We start from the raw sequence: 24,228 nt of genomic DNA on the forward strand, positions 1-24,228 counted from the left end.
AGCGTCATTCAAAGACGGGCCAATCAAGCTTCGAAATGCTTGATTGGCCCGTTTTTTCCTTTGTGCCTGCGGTCCATCTAATCGCAGCAGACTTGATCTCAAAAGTGTTCGACTAGTAATCGGGCCATGCCTGGTGATCATATAGATAACGGGCGAAGGCCATCGGATTGCGGTAAGCGGTTCTCCACGCTTCCTCCATCCCTGCCTCCAAAAATCCGTAGCGCTGATCACATCCGTTGCATTCGATGAAATATAGCTTCCCATCCGCAGTAATTCCGATGTCGAGACCGAAGTCCGCTGCATACGGTATAAACAGGGACAGCACGCGGGCGATATGAAGGGAAAATTCCGTGATTCGTTTCATCATGAGCGGAACCGGCAGGTCTGGCAGGCTGTTCTGCAGGATATACGGGACCTGGTAAGCCGATCCGCCCTGGGCGATGTTCGAGACAAATGTGCGCGGCGGCGAGGTCTTGGCGAACATGCCCGCTACCTCCCAGGCTCCGCTGCCTCCCCGCTGAACGGTGACGCGGATGTCGAAAGGGCGTCCCTTATACTCGGCCAGCGGAATGCGTTCCTGGGCAAGAAAGGGAGCCCGCCGGATTCGCTGAAAGATCAGCGGATGCAGATTTCCGGCTGCAAGCTTCACGGTTCGCCAGCCCTTCGCTGAAGGAGAGGAGCGGGAGTAGGTGAGCAAGCTGCCCCCCGGCGGACTGCTTCGCAACCGCATGATCCCTACGCCTACGCTGCCGCTGCAGGGCTTCAGGACCAGGTCGCCATACTCGTGAAGCATCGTTCGAATGGAGGCAGCGGTAGCTTTTACCGTATGCGGCAGGGCAGGTGTGACCTCTGGGTCCTGCTCCAGCATACGATGTATAGCATCCTTGCCGTACCGGGTGCGGCCGTTGTATACGAAGAATCCGCGCTGGATAAGATCTTCGATCTGGGATCGTTCCCGCCGATGGGAATAAATGGCCCGCATATGAATCGCCCGTGGAATCGGAATACGCACGCGTGTATATCCGTACGGCCGCTTCGGCATAAATCCGGTGACCTCTCCGGTTTCAAGCGAAATATGGCGGATGGTAAAAAAACAAGGAACCAGTCCGTATATGGCAGCTGCTTCTTCATAGTTGCTCAGTGATTCGGTACCGATTCTCCCGCTGGAAATTCTGCGATACGTGCTGTTGTTAAGCAGAATGCCGACAAATTCCGGATGCATGGTCATCCTCCTTGCTGCCACAAATCTTTGTAGTTTTTTCGTATCTCATCGTATGCATAGGAAAGTTTGTCCCGGATGGACGGGTGTCGTGCATGGTTGGCCTATTCTTTCAGGTGAGCATGTTCGCTTCCCTATGGGACGGGGGAGACGGCACATCGGATACGGTGAAAATCAGGCACCGGAGGAGAGCATGGCCGGAATATTGATTTATGAATCGTATCAAATTCTATACACCGAACGGGTTGCCGCGAAATTATGAATTTCGGGAATCCAATGGGGTGGATATGGAAATTTTTAATAGATATGCTGCGAGAAGGATGTGAAGATATGAGTTTACGGAAGGTGGCGGTCGTGACGCCGGGGTCTTTTGTCATTCCATCAGGAAGGAGCAGTTCCGTGGAGCGGGTCGTCGAACAGATCATTCCTTTAGCTCAAGAGGCGATGGACGTCCGAATCTATGGTGTGGTGGGCAAAGGACTGCCTGTTAAAGACACGATTGGAGGAGTGCCGTGCTACCGCCTGCCGGCCGGTGCCAGCTACTATTCCTCCCTGCTGCGAAGACTTCAGAAGTGGAGACCCGACATCATTGAAGTGCACAATCGTCCGCTTCTGGCCCAGCGTCTGAAGATGCATCTTCCGGATATCAAAATCGTGCTGAATCTTCATTCGAATACCTTCATCTCCCCGCCTTATATAAGCCGGCAGCGATTTGGGAGCATCGCCCGCTGGATGGACGGAATTGTCGTCAACAGCCGGTTTTTGCTGGAGGAAATAACCTCGCTATACCCATGGCTCCATGAGAAAATGACGATCAATCATCTCGGTGTCCGCCTCGAGCATTTCACTCCGCCGTTCAGTCCGGCGGCCAAAGCGCTGAAAGAAGGGAGGCTGGCGCACTTTGGCTGGAGCGGACGTCGTATTGTTATGTTTGCCGGACGGCTCATTCCGGACAAAGGCGTTCACCATCTCATCGCAGCATTGCCCCAATTGGTCGAAAGACATCCGAATGTCCTGCTTCTTATTGTCGGAAGCGCGGCTTATGGATCCGACCGGGAAACCGCTTATGTCCGGGAGCTGAAGCAAGCGGCAAGGCCATATCAGAAGTGGGTGCATTTTCGCCCCTTTGTTCCGTATCCGGCTATCGCGGACTGGTACTCGCTGGCGGATGTCGTTGTCGTCCCGTCCGCTCCAAGGGAGGCGTTCGGACTCGTGAACGTAGAAGCGATGGCAGCCGGTGTGCCGGTCATTGCCGCAAGTGCAGGAGGTATACCGGAAATCGTTGAAAACGGCGTTACGGGATATTTGGTCAAAGGGGATGAGCTGCAGACCGGACTCGTTGAACAGATTGACCGTCTGCTGAAGAACGAGGAGCTGCGCATTCGGCTCGGGATGGCTGGCCGTGAAGCGGTCCGCCAGCGCTTTAGATGGGACCATACCGCGGAGCGCTGGGTGCGGCTGATGCAGACGATCTGAGTCCGACAATTTGAAGCAACCGGGACAAAGAAATCCGCAATCTTAACGGTTTATATTTATACGATCTACAATCGATCATGGATGCCTGCCCTTTTTACGGAATCCTCATAATCGGGCCGGCTCGGAATGGATACTAGTACACCGGCTGCAAGTAAGCCGGGGTGCTCTAGCTTATAGCCCGGGAAATAACATGTCTGCATGCAAAACCCGGGTGCAGTGGCAGGAGCCCTCCTTCCCGAATAGGATGAATGTAACGATTAGAGCAGAGGAGAGAGCCGACAGTGAACAAAGCCAGAAGGATTACGAGAGGGAGAGGGATACGCCCTTGCCGGCGATATTCCGGACGTCTCCGGACATCCGCCTTCAGGGGAAAAACAACGGCCGGAGCCGATCGGGCAGACGGCGACTCGGATTATGCTTTGGCCGAGGATACGATCAGCGCTTCCCATCTTAAGCATCGGAGTGTGCGAAGCGAAGCCATCGAAGATTATTCCGTGTACAGCATTCATCTGTCTCCTGAATCGATTACATCCTCCAAGATCGCGTTAAACTCCGTGGAATTAGAGCATCTGAATTTTAATCCTGTGCAGGGAGCGGCGGAACGGCCGGTGATGCAGCAGTTCGGTCAAATACCGTTCATATTCCCGGAAGGCGCCACGGAAATGGATGTATCCGTAACACTGCAGGCCTTTTACCCGGATGGAAATTATGTGATGGTCGTTTCATGCAATGACCCGGCATTCCAGGCGGGCGTTCGCGCAAAAAATGAACTGCAGGCGGTTGTAGGAATTACAAGACCCCAAGACAGCCTCGCAGGTGAAGGGTGGCTGTCCTGGATTGCCATCGGCTTGAAGTAGGCAGAGCATAACGGTCAGCAGGGCTGGAGGCGACTCCAGCCCTTTTGTATGCATCCAGGATTCACGAGGTAAGTCAAGCAGAGATGACTGTACATATGCCGTTACGGTGCCGGATGTCTTACATACAATAGCATAGATTGCCGAGGAGAAAAGAGACCCCTTTGCGGAGGAGGAATACGATCATGCGTCACGTGCAGCGGTTAAGACCAAGAAGATCAAGGGTCCGGCGCCCTTCCGCGCCGCAGGTCCCGGAGACGGCGCCGGTAAGGCTGACCTACCGTTTCTTTGAACCGCTGATCCCCAAGCAGAACCATCCGGAACCGTTGGTATCGGTCATTATCCCGGCTATGAATGAAGCCGGCAAGATTGCCGCCGTGATCGCCGAAGCGAGGGCCGTCCATCCGGCAACGGAGGTTATCGTTGTCGCGAATGGTTGCAGGGACCATACGGAAATGGCAGCGGAGCGTATGGGAGCGAAGGTTTTGGCTTTTGCCGACCCGCTGGGCAACGATGTGGGAAGAAGCGTGGGCGCACAGGCGGCCAAGGGCCAAATCTTACTGTTTACGGATAGCGATATGGTGATTCCTTCTAGCGAATTGAAGCCATTTGTGCATGCGGTGCAATCCGGAGTCGATGTGGCGTTAAACGATTATACGGGTCCTACTGACCGATCGCTGGTGCACCGGGTCATTCTTGCGAAGTATACATTAAATTCCATGCTGGGCAGGCCCGATCTGCGGGGAGCATCCATGACCGCTGTTCCGCATGCCATAAGCCGACGTGCCCTGCAGACGATCGGAGCCGAGATCCTGTCCGTGCCGCCGAAGGCTCAGGCTGCGGCGGTGTGCAGGGAATTGCGCGTCGAGGCAGTGCATCGGGTAGAGGTCGGCAGGTTGAACCCGGGTCGGGCTGCCGGAGGAGATCCGCTCGAGAAGCTTGTGCTGGGCGATCATCTGGAGGCATTGGCTGCATTGGTGGTGGAGCGCGGTGTGCGCGGAGGATTTCATGATGGAGAACGAAGACGGAGCATGGTGAGGTGACGAGTGTGAAAAGGCACGGCCCCAAAGCATCAGCGCTAATCCGCCGGCGTGGCCGGAGGCGTCCGGGAAGAAGCTTAGTACGGAACGCAGGCTTACGTTCCCTGCGGAACGGCAGGTGGGGGAGGATGGCAGTGACGGCCGGCCGCTTGGCGGGAAGAAGGGGAGGCGCCGCAGCCGCCGCGTTCGGGCAGTGGCTGGCATCGGCCGCATTGCCTGCCGGACAGCTGTTTCGCCTGCTGCCCGGCGTTGCGGAATCCTTCCGCCGCGGCTTCGTCCGAAGCTCCGGCAGCCAGATTCCCTCCCCTCTAATGCCGCCTCTGGCAGGACGTCCTTCGGTGGTTGTATCCGCCTGCAACGAGGCGGGTTCGCTGCCGGCGGTATTGAGGGAGCTCAAGCGGCTTCCCTTCCATGAAATCATTGTGGTAGTGAACGGAAGCCAAGACGGCAGCTTTGCTGCAGCGCGTTCCTTCGACGGTGTGATCGTCGTTCATATCGCCGAGCGGCTTGGGCATGATGTGGCGCGTGGAATCGGAGCGAAGCTGAGTACGGGAGATTTCGTTTTGTTTATAGATGGAGATATGCCGGTGTCCGCTCATTTACTGTCCGCCTTTTTGGTGGCGGCAGATCGGGGCGTGGACGTGGCACTCAATGATATTATGCCTCTCTTGCCTGCGTTTGACCGGCAGGATGAGGTCACCCGCTGCAAGACCTTTCTTAACCGGATGATGGGACGTGATGATCTGGAGGCGAATTCGATGACCGCTGTCCCCCATGCCCTGTCAAGAAGGGCGATCGAGATGATCGGATACGATAATCTTGCCGTACCGCCGAAAGCGCAGACGCTTGCCATCCGGGCAGGGCTTCGAATCCAGGCGGTTCAAACGGTAGATGTGCTCAGCGTCAACCGTAGACGAACGTTGAACCGAGGCAGGGATAATCCGGTAGCCCGGCTGATCATTGGGGATCATATCGAGGCCCTGATGGAAGCCATGAAGAGTGCCGGCACCCGCCTGCAATGGGGACAGGTGTCCCGGGACGAATTCGCAATACGGAGGAACGGCATATGAGCGGACTGACGAGCATTATTATTCCAACGTATAACGGGCTTCATCTTCTTCGGACATGTGTGGAGCATATCCGCGCTTATACCAACGTGCCCTACGAAATAATCGTGGTGGATAACGGTTCCCGTGACGGCACAGCTGCATATTGTATTCGTGAGAAGCTGCTGCTTGTATCCCTGCCGGATAACGCAGGGTTTCCCGTCGCCTGCAATCGCGGTTTGAGGATCGCCTCCGGCGACAATTTGCTCTTGCTGAATAACGATTGCTTTGCCTCGCCGCGCTGGCTGTCCTATATGCTGGATGCGCTGTACAGCAGGGAGGACATCGGGATTGTGGGACCAGTAACGAATTACGCCAGCGGCATCCAGCAGGTGAAGGTCGGATACAGCGATTTAGCGGGCTTTATTCGTGAGGCCGAGTCCTGGAATGTGCCGGACCCCGCAAAGTGGAAGGAAGTCCACCGCATCGTCGGGTTATGTTACTTGTTTAAACGTACGGTGATGGATCGTATCGGCCTGTTGGATGAGATGTATTCCCCGGGACATTACGAGGATGATGATTACTGCTACCGTGCCCGCCTGGCTGGCTTCAAGCTGCTGGTAGCCGGTAATGTGCTGGTCCATCATGAAGGAAGCGCTAGCTTCCGAAACCGGTACCCCGGAGGGTTCCAAGAGTTGGTGGAGCGGAACCGCAAGCGGTTTGTAGATAAATGGAAAGTGGATCCGTTACAGTTCATCGAGGAGAGAGGTGACGCATCATGAAGGGGGTATTGCTGGCTGGAGGAAACGGAACCCGTCTTCATCCGCTAACGAAATATATGAATAAGCACCTGCTTCCGGTAGGCAGGCATCCGATGATCGCATACGGCATTCACAAGCTCCATCAAGCCGGTATCGAGGATATCATGCTGATTACCGGCTCCAAATCGGTTGGATTATATGCAGAGTATTTGGAGAACGGCCGGGATTTTGGCGTGAACCTGACCTACCGAGTCCAGGAGCAGGCTGGCGGGATTGCGGAAGCACTGGAGCTGGCGCGAGGTTATATCCTGCCTGGGGAAAAGTTTGTCGTTCTGCTGGGCGATAATCTGTTTCAAGATGAGTTGAAGCCGTTCATCCAGAAATATATGGGGCAGCCGCCGGGCACGGCGATGGTGCTGCTTAGCCCGACGGATCGCCCGCATAGATATGGCGTGCCCGTATTTGCCGAGGACGGGAGCGGAAAGCTGCTCTTCATCGAGGAGAAACCGATTAATCCCCGCAGCCGCCAAGCGGTGACCGGAATCTATATGTATGATGATGCGGTGTTTGACATCATTCGCCGGATCCATCCTTCGGAGAGAGGCGAATTGGAGATCACGGATGTCAACAACCTGTACGCAGCAGACGGCAAGCTGATGTATGACATCCTGCAGCAGTGGTGGTGTGATGCCGGCACCTTTGAGTCATTACAGGAGGCGGCGGCTCATATGAAGGATGTTCTGCCATGAACAGACGCCGAACTGCACGCATAGCATTCCACCCTGTGGAGGAGAGAGGGGCGGCTTCCGGCGATTACCGCGCCGGTTATCAAGCGGGATATGCACTAGGGTATCAGCTCGGCCGGGAAGACAGCGGAACGGTATTCGAGGGACCGAGCATCATTATTCCCGCCCGTCCCCACGACGATGCGGTGATTCGCATCATCCAGCAAATCGAGGCGGCAACGCCCCACCCTTACGAGGTGCTTATTGCAGATGCCGGTGCGTCGGTTTCCAGCAGGCGGTATTTTCACGACCGAAGCGGAGCGCTCCGGCATATTAAAGGCAGTCAGGGGGAGAACCTGGTTCAAGTGGTCAATCGGGCGATGAAGGTATCGCTCGGCGAGTACATTGCCGTGTTGACCGATTCTGCCCCCGTCTGCGACAACTGGATCGGTGAAATGCTCTTTGAGCTTGAGCATCATCCGGAAGCGAAGGTTGTATGTGCTGCATCCCGAGCCTTGAGTCCCCCGTTTGACCAGGCTCAAGAGCAGTCCGCATTTCAAGAGGAACAGACGGTTAGGGACAGGATCGGCTGCGTGCTGTTCCGGAGGAAGCTGCCGGCCGAAATCGGATGGTGGGACGCGGGCACAATGACGGTGGAGGAGCATCTGCAGAAGTGGCTTGATCGGCTAGAAAAGACGCAGCGCATCTTCCGACCCGATATTTTCAATGAGAACAAAACGGCCGCTACGTGATTCCGGCGGCTTTTTTGTGTTCCGGCAAGCTGTAGCACGTGCCCGAAAAGGATGCGGGGGATGAAGGGGTCTGGCACAGGGAATCTCTTCTCCGCATATGCTGGAGGGTAGATGAGAGTGAAGGAGTGTACTGACATGGAAAGCCGGATCGATGATATGCTTGCGCATCTCTCGCATTCTCAGCAGCAGTTGGCTCGGATTCTGGAGGCGCAGCGCCATTCTGCTGTTCGCATGGCTCAAATTATATATGCATTGCCTGAATATGAATTTCGAGTGGCTGATGGAGCGCGGTCTTCCGGCGGTCAGGCGGAGCAAATCAACCGCAGCATCGTAGCCTACCTGAACGCGATGGCTGATTTGCAGCAGACTGCAGCGGATAACCTGGAGATCGTGCTGAAAGAGCTTCGTGAGCAAGAGGAAGAATAACCGGTCCTATACCGGATGACAAGGGCGGGAAAATAAAGTGAGCAAAGAAGAGTCTTTGATGCGTATGCTGGATGCAGCTGTCGCTATTCAGCGGGAGACCTCTTTGATACTGGAGGGGAAGGCCGTTGAAGCGGAAAAAGTCCGTGAATGGGTCGTTTCGCAGGAGCCCTCTGCCATGAATGGCTTGAAGGAAACCCTGACCATTCACGAGCAAATCGTGGAGCAGATTGAGGGGCTGACAAGGATCGGATCCGGACTATGCCGGAATTTGCGGATCGCCATCGGTACGGAGGAGCGGAGTGCCGGCGGAGGGTTTGATGAATTTGAATTTGGAGATTCCGATTAATGATTACGCGCACTCACCGTGAACAAGCGGCGAGGGTTGCGATTGTCTCGTCGATTGCGAGAAGCCAGGAGGCCCTTGCCGGTATATTGGAGAGCATTGCCGATATTTCTGCCCATTCCGATCTGACTGCGCGAACGCTAGCGGAGAATATCAGGCTTCTGACCGCCTACCAATCGGTGATGACAGAGATGCTGACCGGCATATCGCTGAACCGGACGAAGACGGGAAATCCGACGTCGCCCTGGCTTGCGGACGGATGCTCGGCAAGCCCGAATGAGAACATCGCAAGAATGAATTGAAGCGGGACAGGAGGCTATTGAAATGAAAATAAAGATTTCCGCCGTGCGAAAGAGAGGGAGAATTCGGCCGGCCGGCAGCAGAAGGTCATTTCCCGGCATGCATCGTCTGAAGGTGGTTCAAGGCCCAAGGCGCCGTCGCCGGGCCAAATCCGGACTATCCAGACGCCGGGGAGCTCGTGGAGGCTACCGTTTGAGAAGGGTAGGACGTGTATTTCCGGCTTCTTCCCAAGCCTATAATCAAGGCTACAGCCAAGCCTATGATGAAGGCTTCAAAGCCGGATTCGCGAAAGGCTATGAAGACGGTCTGGCAGCCCCTCCTCCTCCAATCTCATGAAGGAGCTGCTCCAAGCGGTTCTCATGGAACATACCCATCCATGAGAACCGCTTTTTGGTTGGGACAAGCTTGATGCATTACGGGCATGTGCCAATTTCTTGGCATTAGTGGACAATCGTCCATGATGCATCCGTCCTCCCGGCATATAGTTATATGAACCTGAGCAAATCTCACAAAAGACAGGGTGAAAAGCCGTGAGTTTAGCGATGCGTAAAGGTCAGAAGGAAGGCTATCAGGCCGGCTATAACGAAGGCTACCGCGTTGGAGGATATCGCGCGCTTATAGAGCGCATTCCGCCTGCGGCGCCGCCATTTTTCGATGCAAGAATTTTGTATATTCCCCAAGGGTTTGAATCGATTGACGAAGGGATCACGAAGGCGCTTGGCGGCATGGTCCGTGAATGCATCGTCGGGCGCCCCGAAACCTTGCTGGAAACGACGCTGTCGGTAAAACCGGACTTGATTCTGGTGATGAACGGCCTGCATGTATTTCCGGAGCATTTCCGTGAATCGTTGGACCAAGTGCGTCAGCAGGGCTTTCGAACAGCGATCTGGTTCGTGGATGACCCCTACTTCACGGATGAAACGCCCGAACTGTCCCGGCACTTTGACGTCGTGTTCACGCATGAGCTCAGCTGCGTTCAACTGTATCAAAGCGTTGGAGCGCAGGAGGTGCATTATATGCCGCTCGCCGTTCACCCGGAGCTGTTTGCCCCGACCATGGCAGGACCCGCCTATCAGTCGGATATTTGCTTTATCGGCAACGCCTTCCGCAACCGCGCCGCCTTATTCGATGAGCTGGCTCCGTTTTTGGCCGGTAAGCGTGTGCGCATTATCGGCGGTTTTTGGGAGAGGCTGGCCCGTTACAAGGAGCTGTCGCCTTTTGTGTACAGCGGATTCATTCCGGCAGCCGAAACCGTTAAATTCTACAACGGGGCGAAGATCGTGATCAATCTGCACCGCCCAAGCGAAAGAGGGAGCGACAATCGCAACATTATGAATCTGCAAGGACGTTCGATCAACCCGCGGACGTTTGAAATCAATGCTTGCGGAACACTGCAGCTGACGGACATCCGCGAGGATTTAACCATGTACTATACACCCGGCGTCGACATTGAAACCTTCGGTTCTGTCGAGGAGCTGAAGCAGAAGATTTCCTATTATCTTGCCAACGAGGATCACCGCCGGAGCATAGCCATGCGTGCGGTTGCCTCTACGATGTCTAAGCATACCTATGCGCACAGGCTTCCCGAGCTGCTGGGAAAAATCCCGTTATGAACGGTCGCGTGTGTCGGAAAACACAAAAACGTTAGGAGTGAAGCGGATGCCCAGAATGTTTGCCGCAGGCCCGAAACGGGCTGCTGCCGATGCCTACGAGCAAGGGCGCAGCTCCGGCTTGCAACAGGGTTATATGGATGGATATTTCCGTGGAAAGTCGCAAGGAATCGTGAATCGGGTGTTGTACGCCCCTACGCTGCGGAATCTGCATGTATTATTTGTCAGCTCGGGTAAAGGCTTCCCGTACTCTCCGATCGATGAGGCGATTATTGCAACTCTGCATACGATGGTTTCGCAAGTGACCGTATCGGATGCGAAGCAGGATGTGGCGGCCGAGGCTAGCCGGACCCGACCGGACCTCGTGCTGGTGCTGGACGGGATGTATATGCCTGTGGAGCAGATGGACGCCATCCGGTCGATGGGGCTGCGGACCGCCGTTTGGATGACGGATGATCCGTACTACACGGATATATCGGTCGGCTGGATTCATCACTATGATTATATATTTACGCTGGAGCTGAACTGCGTAGCACATTATCAGAATTTGGGGTGTGCACAGGTTCACTATTTGCCGTTCGGCGCCTTCCCGCTCCATTACCGCCCCATCGCCATGCCGGCGGCAGCGAGCCGGGACATCGGATTCGTCGGCACGGCTTATCCGAAGCGGATCCGTTTTTTCGAGCCGATCATGGATCAGCTGATGCGGCATCGTACCTTCATCAGCGGCAACTGGTGGGAACGGCTCCCGGGTTACGCCAGATTCAGCAACCGGATCGAGGTCAATAAGTGGATGGGCCCTGCGGAGACCGCAGACGTCTACAACAGCGCCAAAATCATCATTAATCTGCACCGGGCTGTCGATGACGATGATATCAATCAGAACAGTGGCCGAATTCCTGCCGCATCGCCGAATCCGCGCACGTTCGAGATCAACGCTTGCGGAACGCTGCAGCTAGTCGACGAGCGAGAGGACTTGGCGCGTTTTTATACGCCGGGCATCGAGATTGAGACGTACCGTTCGCAAAGTGAGCTGCTGGAGAAGATCGAATATTATCTTGCGAACGATCAGCATCGAAAAGACATTGCGCACCGCGCGTTGGAGAGAACGTATGGGGAGCATACCTATGCGCACCGTCTGAATACGCTGCTCTCGGTCATCTTTCCTTAAGGGCATGAAGCCATAAATAGTTGAATGCTGGAGGAACAAGTGTCGTTACGGTATCTTTGTCTCTCTAATATATTGTACCAACTGGGTGAAAAGGAGGTGGATCGCATCCGGTACTGCGCTCAAACCACGGTTACTGGAGATGCGGACAATGCCGATGGTCCTTAAACCGAAGATGTTGATATTCTCGCACGTTTGTAATCCGACAAGCATAACGGGAGCGGAAAAACTGCTCCTGTTCTTCTGCCAGCAAATCTCCCCTTATTTCGAATGCGTTCTGGTTGCCCCAAACGAAGGCAGGCTGACAACACTCGCCAGAGCGTCGGGGCATGATGTCAGAATCTACAAGGTCCCTCTGCTGCACAGTATATACACCCCTGGTCCGGGTCTGCTTGCCGAGGCTGACAGGCTGGTATCCACTTCGGTATTCCGCTCCTTCGTCCAGTGGATCGCTGGCGAGTCGCCGAGCGTCATCGTTACCAACACCTGCGTGCATTTGCTTCCGGCTGTTGCAGGGAAGAAGCTTGGTATCCCGGTTCTATGGCAGCTGACCGAGATGATTACGAATAACGGGTACGCCCACCTGTCGGCTAGTCTGATACACCAATACAGCAGCTGGATCATCAGTATCTCCGAATCCGTGGCCCAGTATTTTCCTGTGGATGTCAGGCAGTCCAAGATGACGATTCTTCCTCCGTCCTGGAACGATCTCGACATTCATCCCGAAATATGGCCCGCACTTAGGGAATCCTTTCGGAGCAGACTCGGCATCGGCCCGGACATTCCGGTTATCGGCATGATCTCCTCGTTTCTCATCGAAACGAAGGGCGTGCACCATTTTATTGACATGGCCCTCTCCCTTAAGGACACATTCGCTAAAGCGCTGTTTCTAATCGTAGGCAGTGTGATGGATCCAGGCTATGAGAAGCAATGCAGGGAACGCATCGAAGCTGCCGGCGCGCAAAGCCGGTTCATATTTTCCGGATCCAAGGAGGATATGGAGCAAGTGTACCCTGCACTGGATATTGTGGTAGTGCCGAGTTTGGTTCCGGAAGGATTTGGCCTTACGGCCCTTGAGGGACTGCTCTATGGGAAACCGGTCGTTGCCTATGCTGCCGGCGGGCTTGCGGAAATGCTTACGGCTGTAGGATGCCCGCAGATGCTGGCAGAACCTTCGAGCCCGGCCTCTTTAGCGGAAAAAGTGGCGGCCGTTTTGGAGCAATCCGATCACGGGGAGGCATTGGGGCAGCAAAACAGGGCACAGGTGGTGTCCGTCTATGGTCCTGAACTCTACAGAGCACGCGTCAACGGCATGGTTACTCGCTGGATGACGGAGCAGCCTTCATGGTTCCAAATTAAAAAGGCGATCAACTTCCGGCATTTGCTGCCTTCATCACGTCATAAAAGCCGGGGACGGAACCGGAAGAAGAGAGGCTTCTCGTTTCCGCATCTACGCACTGCCCGAAAGAGCAGAAGATTTGAGCTTAGAAAAGCAAGACGCCGGGCGACAAAAATAAGAATACGCAGAACGTCCGTGAGGCGAAGAAAGGCATAGCACAACGAACTAGCAGAGCAAAGGACCAGACCAGACAGCTGCTGTCTCCGCTTAAAGCAGAAGAATGATCGTGCTGCGTCAATGATCGCCCTCGGATCTGTGATTAAGTTGGCAAGGGAGAATCCAATATGAAAGTCATGACGATCTTGGGTACAAGGCCTGAAATTATTCGGCTAAGCTTGATCATTCCTCTTCTGGATCGGTATGCGAAGCGGCATGTGCTTGTTCATACGGGGCAAAACTTCACGGAAACGCTAAGCGGAATATTTTTTTCGGAGATGGGTCTCCGTGCCCCGGATTATGTGCTTCAGGATCGGCAGGCCACTTTGGGTGGACAGCTATCCGTCATGTTTAGCCGCATCGAGGAAATTTTGCAGAAGGAGCAGCCGGACACTGTACTGCTCCTTGGCGATACGAACAGTGCGTTATGCGCCATACTGGCCGAGCGGTTGGGATATCCCGTCGTGCATATGGAGGCGGGGAATCGCTGTTTTGACCTGGAGGTGCCCGAGGAGAAGAACCGCCGAATCATCGACGCGGTTTCCACCATCAATATGCCATATACAAGCTACAGCAAAAATCATCTGCTCCGGGAAGGATTTCCCAGTCAGCGCATTGTCCTAACCGGTAATCCGATCTATGAAGTTTTGAAGCATTATGATGCCAAGGTCAGTAAAAGCATGATTATGGAAAAGCTGTCCTTAACCAGCCGGCAGTACTTTCTGGTAACGATTCACCGGTCGGAAAATGTCGATCGGCCTGAGCATTTGAGAGAAATCTTCAGAGGGCTGAATGCCGTCGCGGAAAGCTTCGGCCACCGTTTGATCACCAGCCTGCATCCTCGGACGGCTTCGCGTTTGCAAGAGGTGGCGGACGTTCCGCTTCATCCGCTAATCGAATTTCATGAGCCGTTCGGCTTTTTTGATTTTGTAAGGCTGGAGAAAGAGGCACTATGCGCTATTACGGACAGCGGTACCGTACAAGAAGAATGCTGCATTATGCATGTGCCCACGGTAACGGTTCGACGGACGACGGAGCGGCCCGAAACGGTGGACTGCGGCAGCAATATCGTTTCCGGCCTTGATGCCGAGCGAATTCACGGGGCGGTTAAGCTCATGACGCAGCTGAGCCGTGACTGGAAGTGCCCGGAGGGCTATCTGGCGGACAATGTGTCGCATACCGTCGTAAAATTTGTGCTTGGGGGGAAAATGAATGTTCACTAATCAACGGATTTTGGTGACCGGCGGCACAGGCTCTTGGGGACATGAATTGATCAGCCAGCTGCTGCCGATGGATCCGAAGCAGGTTATCGTTTATTCCAGAAGCGAGGCGACGCAGGTAGCGATGGACCGTGAGTTCGAGGATCCGCGGTTGACGTTCCGGATCGGAGATATTCGCGATAAGGAGGCGCTTACCGCGGCTTGTCAGGGCGTCGATTACGTATTTCATCTGGCGGCGCTGAAGCATGTTCCCGTGTGCGAGGAGCATCCCTACGAGGCGCTGAAGACCAATGTGGTCGGCACGCAGCATGTGATCGAGGCCGCCATTGAGAACAATGTGAAAAAGGTCATTTATATATCGACCGACAAGGCGGCCAACCCGTCCAATTTCTACGGCATGACCAAAGCGATCGGCGAGAAGCTGATCGTCTACGCGAACCTGCTGAGCCCGACGACGAAGTTCGTCTGTGTCCGGGGCGGCAACGTGCTGGGAACCAACGGAAGCGTCGTGCATGTATTCAACAGCCAAATTAGGCAGAAGGGTCAGATCAGTATCACCGATAAAAATATGACGCGCTTTTTCCTTACGCTGAAGGATGCCATCTCCCTGCTGTTCAAAGCATCCGTTGAAAGCGTAGGCGGCGAAATCTTCGTGATGATGATGCCGACCTGCCGGATCGTCGATTTGGCGGACGTGCTGATCGAGGCATCCGGAAGAAGCGAGGTCAGCCTGGTTGAAACCGGCACACGGCCCGGCGAGAAAATCCATGAAATTCTGATGAGTGATTTCGAAAGCTTGACGACCGTCGTCTATGACGACGAGTACCTGGTTATTCTTCCGACCCTCGACATTCCGAATCTGAAAGAGCGGTATCAAGGCCTGCCGAAGGTATCGTTCAGCAGTTTCAGCTCCGAGCATAATTTAATGAATAAAGACGAAATTCGCGAGATCCTGCGGCGCGGAGGCTTCTTGTCATGAAAATGCTCATTCTCGGGGGAAACGGAATGGCTGGGCATATCCTTGTTCAGTACTTTCAGCAATCAGGCAAGCACCATGTCTTTTATACCACCCGAGACAGTTGCGATTCCAAAAGCCTGGTGCTGGATGTTACCGATATGAGCGCAGTGGAGCATGTCGTTCGGGCGGTAAGGCCGGATATTATCATTAACGCCGTCGGGGTCTTGAATCAACGGGCTGAGGATGACAAAATAAATGCATATCATATCAACGGCTTCCTGCCGCACCGTCTGCGTTATTTGGCGGACGCCATCTCGGCACGTCTTATCCACATCAGCACGGATTGTGTGTTTCTTGGGAACAAAGGAGGCTATCGGGAAGATGATCTTCCCGATGGAATCTCCGCCTACGCGCTTACGAAGGCGCTGGGTGAGGTGCGTGAGCCCGATCATTTAACGATACGGACTTCTATTATCGGTCCGGAGATCCGCCCGAGCGGAATCGGCTTGTTCAACTGGTTCATGAAGCAGCGGGGGGAGGTTACGGGATACCGTGCCGTCAAATGGAATGGAGTCACGACCCTGGAACTGGCGAAAGCCATCGATTTCTTCATGAATAAGGATGTCGGAGGATTGATACATCTCGGTCATCCCAATCCGGTTAGCAAATACGATTTGCTGCTGTTGTTCAAGGACATATGGGGAAAGCAAGACGTCGATGTTGTGCCGTCCGATGAGTTCGTTCAGGACCGTACGCTCCGGAATACACGGCTGGATGCCGTGTATCCGTTCCCCGATTATGTTCGCATGTTAAAGGAGATGTATGAATGGCAGCAGGCACATTAAATAAGAAAAAGCTTCTCATTACAGGAGCCTCCGGGTTTACCGGCCTTCATGCCTGTGCGTATTTTATCCGCCAGGGCTGCACGGTTATCGCTGCTGGACGGGATTTGACACGGCTTAAGGCCATCCCGGATGTGCTTCCGCGGGAATGCCATTTGGAGGATCGGGAGCAAACCGAACGATTGGTGAAGGAGAGTCTTCCTGATTATGTTCTGCATTTGGCCGGAAAAAATTCAGCTTCCGAGTCGTGGGAGCATCCTGATCAATATATGGAGAGCAATGCGATGGCTCCCGTCTACTTGTTTGAGGCGCTGCGCCGCCATCGTCCGGATAGCGTCATCCTCATGGTGGGCTCGCGTCTCAGCATCGATCCGGCCAAAGGGCCGGCCGCCGTGCCGCATCCATATAGTCTCAGCAAAACCTTTGGCACATGGGCCGCTGCCGCCTGGCACAGTCTGTATAACCAGCCGATTATTTTAGCGGAGCCATCCAATCTAATCGGCCCGGGAGAATCCAGAGGCTTTTGCACGCTGCTGGCTCGCTATATCGCCGACTTCGAAGCCGGAAGACCGCGTCCGGTATTTAAAATAAGCTCGCGTCACGAATCCAGGGATTTCCTGGACGTGCGGGATGCGGTGTGTGCATACGGATATCTATTAAGCCACGGTACGCCAGGCGTAACCTACCCGATCGAATCCGGAGAAAATCATACGCTCGAAGAGCTGACCCAGGCGCTCCTTGGTTTGACGCAGGAAGCGGTGCCTATCGATTGGGGCCCTGAATCGAGTCCTTTGTCGGCCGATTCACTTAATAAAGGAAGCGGTGATGGGCAAGGAGCCGCTCTTCTGAAGTCGCTAGGCTGGACGCCAAGGTATAGGCTGGCGGAATCGGTCGCCGATATTATGGAGTATGCGCGAAGCCGAGCCCGCTAAGTCCGTAAGCTGATCCATATCAAATGCCGATGGAATTCCATCGGCATTTTTTATATGGCAGCGGACCGAAAAGCGGGTGTTTCGCATACAGGAGTGCCGTTGAACCGAGGATACACTTATATTCCATGTTAAAACCTTTCAGCATACCGCTACTGCCGCAAAGCCATCCTAACGGTGTTACTACACTTATTATAGAGATGGAGGATGAACATGATTAAATCGAAAGCCCTCAACCTGACCGTCTCCGCGGCCCTGCTTCTCAGCATGACCGCAGTTGCAGGATGCGGCAATGCGAACAACGGCAAAGCGAACAACGGCAATACGACGCGCACGAATAATGTCGACGGCGGCCGTGTCGGGGTAAATTCCATTCGGAACAACCAAACTCCAACAGGCACGCAGCACGACCTTACAAATCTGAAATACAGCCGGGAGCTTTCCGCTAAAGTGTCCCGCATCAGCGGCGTAGGCTCTGCGCATGTGTTTGTAACCAACCGTAACGCTTATGTCTCGCTGGCTCTGGACAACCAGAACGGCGGAGCACAAACCAACAGCATCAACGGACGTACGACGGGAATTAGTCCCGGTACCGGCAGAACGATGACGACTAGAACCCGCAGCAATGCGATGGACGGCACGTATAACACAAGCACCGGCAGTGTCGGTCTTCTTCGCGATATGACCGACAATACCAGACGTACCGTAGATAACAATACCGGATTTGGTACAGGCCTTGGCGGCAATGCGGATACGCGCGGTTTCGGGGTTCGCGGTACGACGCGGAACAACGGCTTCGCTGACGGCGGCTTCAATACGATGAATACCCCGCGTACCAACACGATGACAGGTACGAGAGGCACTGACGGCAACATGAACGACACCCGAATCGGAACAGGCATTAACGGCGTGCCTTATGGAACTTATAACGGTAACAATATGGGAATGATGAACACAAATAATAACGCTAATGATGTTCCGCAGCATATCCGTATGGAAATTAGCAGCAAAATTCGCAAGACGGCTCCGCATATCCAGCAGGTTTATGTTTCCTCGGATCAGGATTTTTATCAGCAAGCAAACGGATTTGCTACCAACGGCAATGCCGGCAACACGTTCGGTACGCTTTCCCGTGATTTCGGTTCATGGATCAACCGCATCTTCCCGCTTAACCTTGGCGGACGTGACGGCATGAATGATACCCGCGGCAATCTCATGAGAAACGATACGGACGATGGATGGTTCGGCGGGAACCGGAACAGCCGGTAAAACCGAAACATTCGCTGTAGCTAAAGGAGCTGCCCGTTAGGATGAGTACATCCTTAACATGGCAGCTCCTTTGCATGTTCCTTCATACTTCGATCGCTGTTACAGCTTAATGTTTGCGCGTTCCTTGAATCCATACGCCCTGCAGCTCAAGCTTATGATCAAGCAGCAGCACATCGGCGAGCTTGCCGGCTTCAAGCGAACCGGTGCGGTCGTCGATGCCGATCTTCCTGGCCGGGTTCGTGCTGGCGGCAAGCGAAGCCTGCTCCAGGCTTAACCCAACCTCGCGAACGAGAAGCTGGAAGCCCTTGATCATGGTCAAGGTACTGCCTGCCAGACTGTTGCGGTTGCTCTTGAGCGTAGCGATGCCATCCTCTACGACGACAGGCAAATCGCCTATGGTGTATTCGCCGTCAGGCATCCCTGCTGCGGACATCGCATCCGTAATAAGGATGAGCTTATCTTGAGGCTTCACGCGAGCCAGAATTCGCATCGCTGCCGGATGAACATGGATGCCGTCGGCAATGATCTCGCAGCTCAGACGGTCATCGCTCAGCATGGCTCCGACGACGCCGGGTTTGCGGTGATGCAGACCCGTCATGGCATTGAATGTATGCACGCCATGGCTCAGACCGGCCTCAACGGCCGCCTCGACTTCTTCATAGGTTGCATCGGTATGACCCAGCGCAGCGACAATACCATGGCTGCTAAGCCATTTCACGGCTTCCAGTGCGCCTTCGCGCTCAGGGGCAAGGGTGACCTGCCGAACAAGGCCAGGATACGTCGATACCCATTCCTCGAGCCACTCGATGTTCGCCAGGACGATATGCTCGGGGTTTTGAGCTCCAGGCCATTTTGGGCTGATGAATGGCCCCTCGAGATGTACGCCTTCAAGCCGGGTATAAGGCATCTCTTGATTACGGTAATTCTGTACGTCATGCAGAACCCGGTCGATATCTGCCTTCGGCGCGGTCATCGTCGTCGCCAGCATTGCCGTCGTGCCTTGGGAGCTGTGGAACGATGTGATTTTATCCAAAACTTCCTTGCTCGAATCCATGAAGTCTTCGCGGTTGCCGCCATGGACATGAATATCGATGAAGCCGGGAATGATGTAACCATCCGGGTGCTTGAGCACTTGAGCATTATTTTGCTGAAGCTCGGCCGGCAATCCGGCAGCTTCACCGGCATAAACAATCTTCTCTCCTGCGATGGCGAGCACGCCTTCCTGGATCAGACCTGTTGGTGTCAGCACGTTTCCATACAGCAGTTGCATTTGAGCTAAGGTGTCGTTTTTCATACGAACAGTCTCCCTGCGCCTTGGTCGAGAAGAACGACCACATTGGAGTGGCACTGAAGAAGGGATGCAGGACATTCCGTTGTAATTGGCCCCTTCAGTGCGCGATGCACGATTTCGGCTTTATCCTCGCCCCGAACGAGAAGAAGGATCTGACGGGCCTTTAGAATGCTGGCCACTCCCATCGTGATGGCATGGGTAGGGACATCGTCCAAGGAAGGGAAGAATCTTGCATTCGCCGTGCGAGTCTTCTCCTGAAGCTCAACCAAATGGGTTCCCCCGGTAAGGGATTCGCCAGGCTCGTTGAAGCCGATGTGACCGTTATGGCCGATGCCGAGAAGCTGAAGGTCGACCGGGCCGTGCTCTTCGAGCATCCGGTCGTAATTCAGGCACTCTTCTTCGAGATTTGCTGCATTGCCGTTTGGCACATGCGTCCGCTCGATCTGAATATCGATATGGTTGAAGAACTTTTCGTTCATGAAGGTCCGGTAGCTTTCCGGATGGTTCTCAGGCAGACCGACATACTCGTCCAGATTGTAAGTCGTAGCCTGCGCGAAGCTGACCAGCCCTTGCTTGTTCATTTCAATCAGCTTGGCGTACAAACCGATCGGCGTGCTGCCCGTAGCCAGACCCAGGGTTGCCCGTGGATTCGTGTGCAGCAGTCCCGAGATCAGGCTGGCGCCTGTTTGTACAAATTGTTCTTCGTTACGCAGTATGAAAATATTCATGTCTTCAATGTCCTCCTCGGCTTTTGCGGTAGTTTTTAACATTCAGATAGGACTGTTCCAGCCTCGGTACATACGTGGAAAAGTCACGGCTGGCCATTCCCATGAACAGGATGTCGATAATGTGAAGCTGCGCGATCCGGGAAGCCATATCGCCCCGGCGCATGCCTTCCTCCAGCGAGGAAGAATACAGTGTGATATCCGCCAAGGCAGATATCGCGCTGCTTCGATAAGAAGTGATGCTGATCGTAAATGCGCCGGCATCCTTTGCGCAAGCAAGCGCATCAATCGTTTCGGGCGTTTCGCCCGAGTAGGAGACCGCTACGGCCACATCGCTTGACGTCAAGGTCGAAGCCGATGTGATCTGCATATGGGAGTCTGCGAAGGCCGTGCAGTTCTTGCCGATCCGGATCAGCTTCTGATAGAAGTCCTGGGCCACGATCGATGAAGTAGCAACGCCGTACAGATCGATCCGCTTGGCGCGGCACAGGGCATCCACTGCCCGTTCCAGCTGCCCGAGATCAAGGAGCTCCGTGGTGTCCCGAATCGAGGTCAGATGATTGGATTCGATCGCCTCGACGATGCCTGCGAGCGGATTCCCGGCCACGATATCCTGATAGCGGGTGTTGCCGGTCCGCGCTGCCATCTCGGCATGCGCAATCTCAGAGGCAAGCTTGAGCTTAAAATCAGGATACCCTTTGCATTGAAAATTTTTGCAAAAGCGGGTTACCGTCGCGGCGCTGACTTCGCACTGATCGGCAAGATCCTTAATGCCCATGTGCACGATCTCGGACGGGGCCGCCAAAATGAACTCTGCGAGCCGTCTTTCCTGCCGGGGCAGGCGGTCCTTTTCGACAGAGATAATATGCAGGATCGGTGTCATCGCAAGCCTCCTTTTTTCACTGATTCCCGGTAAGCTTATCGTGCGGCATCAGGTGCGAATTCATGAAAATAATTTTATTGAAAATGAAAATGAAAAGAAAATAATTTTTAACAACATCATCATAGAACAACGTGTGCGGATAAGCAAGGATAAAAATCACTAATCGTCGATAATACGCCCAAATGGCGGCAGCACGCGCACCATCCCCCCATTTTCAACATAATATGAGTTGACTGTATCCCTAAACCTTGTTAGACCACACATACCCGGGCAAGGAGGGGTGACACCATTGAAGGGGACCGACCATAACAGCAAGTTCTTGTTAACCCACCGTGAACGCGAAGTGTTTGAATTGCTCGTTCAAGACAAAACGACTCGCGACATCGCCGGGCAGTTGTTTATTAGCGAAAAGACGGTGCGTAACCACATTTCCAACGTCATGCAGAAGCTAAACGTCAAGGGCCGTTCGCAAGCTGTCGTTGAGTTGATAAAACTCGGTGAGTTAAAGATCTGACATCATGCCGGTTGTATGAACGAGAGCACAGCGAAAGCCTTCTTCCCCTGTAAGGGGAGCAAGAAGGCTTTTTTGTGTTGGAGGAAGGTGACTTCTCCCAGTATCCTTGCTGCTATGTTAGCGAAACAATACAAACCGAAGGCACACATGAAAACATAGCATATGATGAAGTAACGACCGGCGAGGTCCAAACCAGTCAAAAAAGGAGCGAACCATGTATGAGCAGTGCGTATGATGCTGCACCATTGCTTAACAAGCAATACAACAACGCCGGCGAAGCGATCAACCTGGCCGACAGCGATGACGGAGGTATGAAGGTAAAGATCAAAGCAGAATCGGCTGATGATACGCTGGGGAATGGGACGGCGTTTGCTCCTGCTAATGGCAATGCTGCAATGGCCATCAAAGAGAAGGCGGTGGCATCCGATGGACAAGCAAATCCGTGATCAACAATTCGATTTTGGAGTGAGCATTTCTCAGTTTGGTGCGGCTGGTGATGGCTCCGATGATACTCAAGCTTTCTTGGACGCGATCGATAAATTGGGGGGCAAAGCTGGGACTATCATTCTTAATGGGACTAAAACTTACGGCATTAAGAATACAGTCATAATCCCACATAATGTGAGCATTGAAGGGAATCTGGCCAAGATAATCCCTTTGAGCGGCGGGACGTTGACAGGTGGATTTTTGTTTTACGTGAACTCAACCCTCCAAAACTCGACCATCGTGAAATGGGGTGGGGAACAGGTTCCTACCATCCAAAACCTCAAATTCGAAAACCCTCATCAATTGTCGGACGCTAAGGCGTTCTACACCAGAGGGAAAACAAATTTTCGTAACATCACATTTAGAGGTGTGTACAAAGGGATTTTGAAAGAGGGGTTCAGTGACGGCGATTACTCCGATATGATGCATCTTGAGAAACTTTATTTTGTGAACTGTATGGGCACAGACCCGCTGATTGACATTAAATACAACGGCGACGGGCTCTTTATCGATCGGTGCCATACAGCAGGTGCCGCGGACAGCAATTTTAATCTGCTGAACCTGGAATATTGCAATGGCGGAAAAATCGCTGGATGCATAAACGGGGATATACGGATCAATAAATCCATGGGCGTTTCCATCGAGAATTTCCATTGCGAACACGGAAAGATTCATATCATCTCCAGCCAGGTAACGCTGAGGGACATATATCACTGGTACCACAAGGATTATCAGCCGATCCCATTAACGATAACCGGTGCAGCCAACGACAAACCGTCCATGCCGTGCATCATCGAAAACTATGCAGTTATACACTTAAGGGGCAGAACCGATCAGTCGAAGAATTACACGGATCCCGATTATTTTGATGCTTACTTCAAGAATACGAATGTCAAAATCACAAACTTCTTCCGGCGTCCGCAGTTCGCATTGGATCCTTCATTCGGAATGGCCACGGCGGCAAAAATAAGCTTTGACGGTACCAAAATTTCGGAACAGTGGGAGAACGCCAGCCCGCTCTACTCGAAAGACAGTTACATTTCGGATAATCGAATATTCACGAGTATCAACGAGGCAGAGTTCACAAGGAATTTCGTGCTGTTCGGGGTGCCCGTCACAAACCATACGAGCTTTGATGAAGCTGCTGGGACGTATTACTATCAGGCAGTGTACTACTTCGGCCCTGTAGATCGGGAGGTTGGAAGATGGGGCGGAGGGGAACAAAGTGCTCACGTGACCAATCCGGCAGCTCAAGTTCCATATCTCAATGTGTCGAATCGGCCTGAAATGCAATTGTCAAAAATCAGACTCTACCGAGGCAAAATGGCCGGGCAGTATACGCATTGGGTTGATATCCCTGTAGGCAATGGCGTGCACGTCTATGATCTCGGATATTTCCTCTCGACGGGCGAACGATGGAAAACGCGATCAGCAGGCCCTGTGGGTTCATTTAATTCAACGTATACCAAGATTAGAATGGAAGGCGACAACGTTGCTGTTACAGGCCCGGCCATCCCAACACAGGGTAGCTGGAAAAAGGGTGATCGTGTTGTGAACGAAAATAGGGCGGAGCTGGGCACGGTAGGAACCAAATATATTGTTGATGGTTGGGAGTGTATTACTGCGGGGGCACCGGGAGTTTGGGTCGAGAGGCGTTTTTTAACAGGAAATTAAGCTTTAGCCAGAAGCAAGGCGCACAAGGCGTATTCCGATCTTTCGCTTGTATTGCGGTCATTTATGGGCACCTCCATCGGAATGGGAATAGGGTTTAATAGGCTGCTTTCCGAACGGGCACCTCATTTGTTAGACTGTAAGAGACAGAAGGGAATCCGGAAG

Annotated in this window: 26 protein-coding genes; 22 read left to right on the forward strand and 4 right to left on the reverse strand. The window is 53.6% G+C overall.

Annotation, left to right across the window (positions count from 1 at the left end; all coding sequences use genetic code 11):
- Nucleotides 1–112 precede the first annotated feature (112 nt).
- The gene (locus tag NST08_RS07245) at nucleotides 113–1,222 is read right to left on the reverse strand and encodes a YheC/YheD family endospore coat-associated protein (RefSeq protein WP_007130805.1); all 1,110 of its coding nucleotides are present in this window, start codon (nucleotides 1,220–1,222) and stop codon (nucleotides 113–115) included.
- Between the two features lie 327 nt (nucleotides 1,223–1,549).
- On the opposite strand from NST08_RS07245, the gene NST08_RS07250 reads away from it, so the two are divergent.
- From NST08_RS07250 to NST08_RS07340, 19 genes are all read left to right on the forward strand, one after another.
- Nucleotides 1,550–2,695 carry a glycosyltransferase family 4 protein gene (locus NST08_RS07250; protein ID WP_007130804.1) on the forward strand — a complete coding sequence of 382 codons (1,146 nt, stop codon included), beginning with the start codon at nucleotides 1,550–1,552 and terminating at the stop codon, nucleotides 2,693–2,695.
- Between the two features lie 281 nt (nucleotides 2,696–2,976).
- Nucleotides 2,977–3,552, forward strand: coding sequence for a WIAG-tail domain (locus NST08_RS07255; protein WP_213616045.1), 576 nt, complete (start codon nucleotides 2,977–2,979; stop codon nucleotides 3,550–3,552).
- A gap of 182 nt (nucleotides 3,553–3,734) precedes the next feature.
- Nucleotides 3,735–4,592, forward strand: a complete 858-nt coding sequence (locus tag NST08_RS07260; protein WP_213616047.1) for a glycosyltransferase family 2 protein — start codon at nucleotides 3,735–3,737, stop codon at nucleotides 4,590–4,592.
- Between the two features lie 125 nt (nucleotides 4,593–4,717).
- On the forward strand, nucleotides 4,718–5,659 hold the full coding sequence (locus NST08_RS07265) for a glycosyltransferase family 2 protein (RefSeq protein ID WP_210095161.1): 942 nt from the start codon (nucleotides 4,718–4,720) through the stop codon (nucleotides 5,657–5,659).
- Complete coding sequence (locus NST08_RS07270) at nucleotides 5,656–6,417, forward strand: glycosyltransferase family 2 protein (protein WP_340901247.1); 762 nt, start codon at nucleotides 5,656–5,658, stop codon at nucleotides 6,415–6,417. Before NST08_RS07265 ends, NST08_RS07270 begins: the two co-directional genes overlap by 4 nt.
- Nucleotides 6,414–7,145 (forward strand): sugar phosphate nucleotidyltransferase, encoded by a 732-nt coding sequence (locus tag NST08_RS07275; RefSeq protein WP_340901246.1) that lies wholly within the window; start codon nucleotides 6,414–6,416, stop codon nucleotides 7,143–7,145. Before NST08_RS07270 ends, NST08_RS07275 begins: the two co-directional genes overlap by 4 nt.
- Nucleotides 7,142–7,873 (forward strand): glycosyltransferase family A protein, encoded by a 732-nt coding sequence (locus NST08_RS07280; protein ID WP_251537053.1) that lies wholly within the window; start codon nucleotides 7,142–7,144, stop codon nucleotides 7,871–7,873. The genes NST08_RS07275 and NST08_RS07280 overlap by 4 nt, the downstream gene beginning before the upstream one ends.
- Nucleotides 7,874–8,008: 135 nt before the next feature.
- Nucleotides 8,009–8,299: a nucleoside-diphosphate sugar epimerase gene (locus tag NST08_RS07285; protein WP_251537052.1), complete on the forward strand. Its 291-nt coding sequence runs from the start codon at nucleotides 8,009–8,011 to the stop codon at nucleotides 8,297–8,299.
- Nucleotides 8,300–8,336: 37 nt separating this feature from the next.
- Nucleotides 8,337–8,645, forward strand: a complete 309-nt coding sequence (locus tag NST08_RS07290) for a hypothetical protein (RefSeq protein WP_007130796.1) — start codon at nucleotides 8,337–8,339, stop codon at nucleotides 8,643–8,645.
- Nucleotides 8,645–8,944, forward strand: a complete 300-nt coding sequence (locus NST08_RS07295; protein WP_251537050.1) for a hypothetical protein — start codon at nucleotides 8,645–8,647, stop codon at nucleotides 8,942–8,944. The genes NST08_RS07290 and NST08_RS07295 overlap by 1 nt, the downstream gene beginning before the upstream one ends.
- Nucleotides 8,945–8,966: 22 nt before the next feature.
- On the forward strand, nucleotides 8,967–9,278 hold the full coding sequence (locus NST08_RS07300) for a hypothetical protein (RefSeq protein ID WP_213616051.1): 312 nt from the start codon (nucleotides 8,967–8,969) through the stop codon (nucleotides 9,276–9,278).
- Nucleotides 9,279–9,484: 206 nt separating this feature from the next.
- Entirely contained in the window at nucleotides 9,485–10,555 is a 1,071-nt protein-coding gene (locus NST08_RS07305) for a CgeB family protein (protein WP_007130793.1), read from the forward strand.
- Nucleotides 10,556–10,601: 46 nt separating this feature from the next.
- Nucleotides 10,602–11,723 carry a CgeB family protein gene (locus NST08_RS07310; protein WP_007130792.1) on the forward strand — a complete coding sequence of 374 codons (1,122 nt, stop codon included), beginning with the start codon at nucleotides 10,602–10,604 and terminating at the stop codon, nucleotides 11,721–11,723.
- Between the two features lie 148 nt (nucleotides 11,724–11,871).
- Nucleotides 11,872–13,275 (forward strand): glycosyltransferase family 4 protein, encoded by a 1,404-nt coding sequence (locus tag NST08_RS07315; RefSeq protein WP_341034118.1) that lies wholly within the window; start codon nucleotides 11,872–11,874, stop codon nucleotides 13,273–13,275.
- Between the two features lie 128 nt (nucleotides 13,276–13,403).
- Nucleotides 13,404–14,498: a non-hydrolyzing UDP-N-acetylglucosamine 2-epimerase gene (gene wecB, locus NST08_RS07320; RefSeq protein WP_251537046.1), complete on the forward strand. Its 1,095-nt coding sequence runs from the start codon at nucleotides 13,404–13,406 to the stop codon at nucleotides 14,496–14,498.
- Nucleotides 14,488–15,474, forward strand: coding sequence for a polysaccharide biosynthesis protein (locus NST08_RS07325; protein ID WP_007130789.1), 987 nt, complete (start codon nucleotides 14,488–14,490; stop codon nucleotides 15,472–15,474). Before wecB ends, NST08_RS07325 begins: the two co-directional genes overlap by 11 nt.
- Complete coding sequence (locus NST08_RS07330; RefSeq protein ID WP_007130788.1) at nucleotides 15,471–16,298, forward strand: dTDP-4-dehydrorhamnose reductase family protein; 828 nt, start codon at nucleotides 15,471–15,473, stop codon at nucleotides 16,296–16,298. Before NST08_RS07325 ends, NST08_RS07330 begins: the two co-directional genes overlap by 4 nt.
- On the forward strand, nucleotides 16,280–17,227 hold the full coding sequence (locus NST08_RS07335; protein ID WP_213616057.1) for an NAD-dependent epimerase/dehydratase family protein: 948 nt from the start codon (nucleotides 16,280–16,282) through the stop codon (nucleotides 17,225–17,227). The genes NST08_RS07330 and NST08_RS07335 overlap by 19 nt, the downstream gene beginning before the upstream one ends.
- 210 nt (nucleotides 17,228–17,437) lie before the next feature.
- A complete protein-coding gene (locus NST08_RS07340; protein WP_007130786.1) occupies nucleotides 17,438–18,493 on the forward strand; it encodes a YhcN/YlaJ family sporulation lipoprotein in 1,056 nt (351 codons plus the stop codon).
- A 106-nt stretch (nucleotides 18,494–18,599) separates the two neighbouring features.
- Here NST08_RS07340 and nagA read toward each other — a convergent pair whose 3' ends face one another.
- The 3 genes from nagA to NST08_RS07355 are packed head-to-tail and all read right to left on the reverse strand — an operon-like array spanning nucleotide 18,600 to nucleotide 21,392.
- Nucleotides 18,600–19,787: an N-acetylglucosamine-6-phosphate deacetylase gene (nagA, locus tag NST08_RS07345; RefSeq protein WP_341341651.1), complete on the reverse strand. Its 1,188-nt coding sequence runs from the start codon at nucleotides 19,785–19,787 to the stop codon at nucleotides 18,600–18,602.
- Nucleotides 19,784–20,512, reverse strand: coding sequence for a glucosamine-6-phosphate deaminase (gene nagB / locus NST08_RS07350; RefSeq protein WP_210095154.1), 729 nt, complete (start codon nucleotides 20,510–20,512; stop codon nucleotides 19,784–19,786). Before nagB ends, nagA begins: the two co-directional genes overlap by 4 nt.
- A gap of 4 nt (nucleotides 20,513–20,516) precedes the next feature.
- Nucleotides 20,517–21,392 (reverse strand): MurR/RpiR family transcriptional regulator, encoded by an 876-nt coding sequence (locus NST08_RS07355; RefSeq protein ID WP_007130783.1) that lies wholly within the window; start codon nucleotides 21,390–21,392, stop codon nucleotides 20,517–20,519.
- 289 nt (nucleotides 21,393–21,681) lie between these two features.
- On the opposite strand from NST08_RS07355, the gene NST08_RS07360 reads away from it, so the two are divergent.
- The 3 genes from NST08_RS07360 (at nucleotide 21,682) to NST08_RS07370 (ending at nucleotide 24,066) form a co-directional block, all read left to right on the forward strand.
- Nucleotides 21,682–21,906: a helix-turn-helix domain-containing protein gene (locus NST08_RS07360; protein WP_006208732.1), complete on the forward strand. Its 225-nt coding sequence runs from the start codon at nucleotides 21,682–21,684 to the stop codon at nucleotides 21,904–21,906.
- Between the two features lie 218 nt (nucleotides 21,907–22,124).
- Nucleotides 22,125–22,352 carry a hypothetical protein gene (locus NST08_RS07365; protein ID WP_007130782.1) on the forward strand — a complete coding sequence of 76 codons (228 nt, stop codon included), beginning with the start codon at nucleotides 22,125–22,127 and terminating at the stop codon, nucleotides 22,350–22,352.
- Nucleotides 22,333–24,066 (forward strand): hypothetical protein, encoded by a 1,734-nt coding sequence (locus NST08_RS07370; protein ID WP_213616064.1) that lies wholly within the window; start codon nucleotides 22,333–22,335, stop codon nucleotides 24,064–24,066. The genes NST08_RS07365 and NST08_RS07370 overlap by 20 nt, the downstream gene beginning before the upstream one ends.
- Nucleotides 24,067–24,228: the final 162 nt, after the last annotated feature.

Origin of the sequence: Paenibacillus sp. FSL K6-1566 (assembly GCF_038050475.1) — a bacterium.
Lineage (GTDB): Bacteria > Bacillota > Bacilli > Paenibacillales > Paenibacillaceae > Paenibacillus_AQ > Paenibacillus_AQ lactis.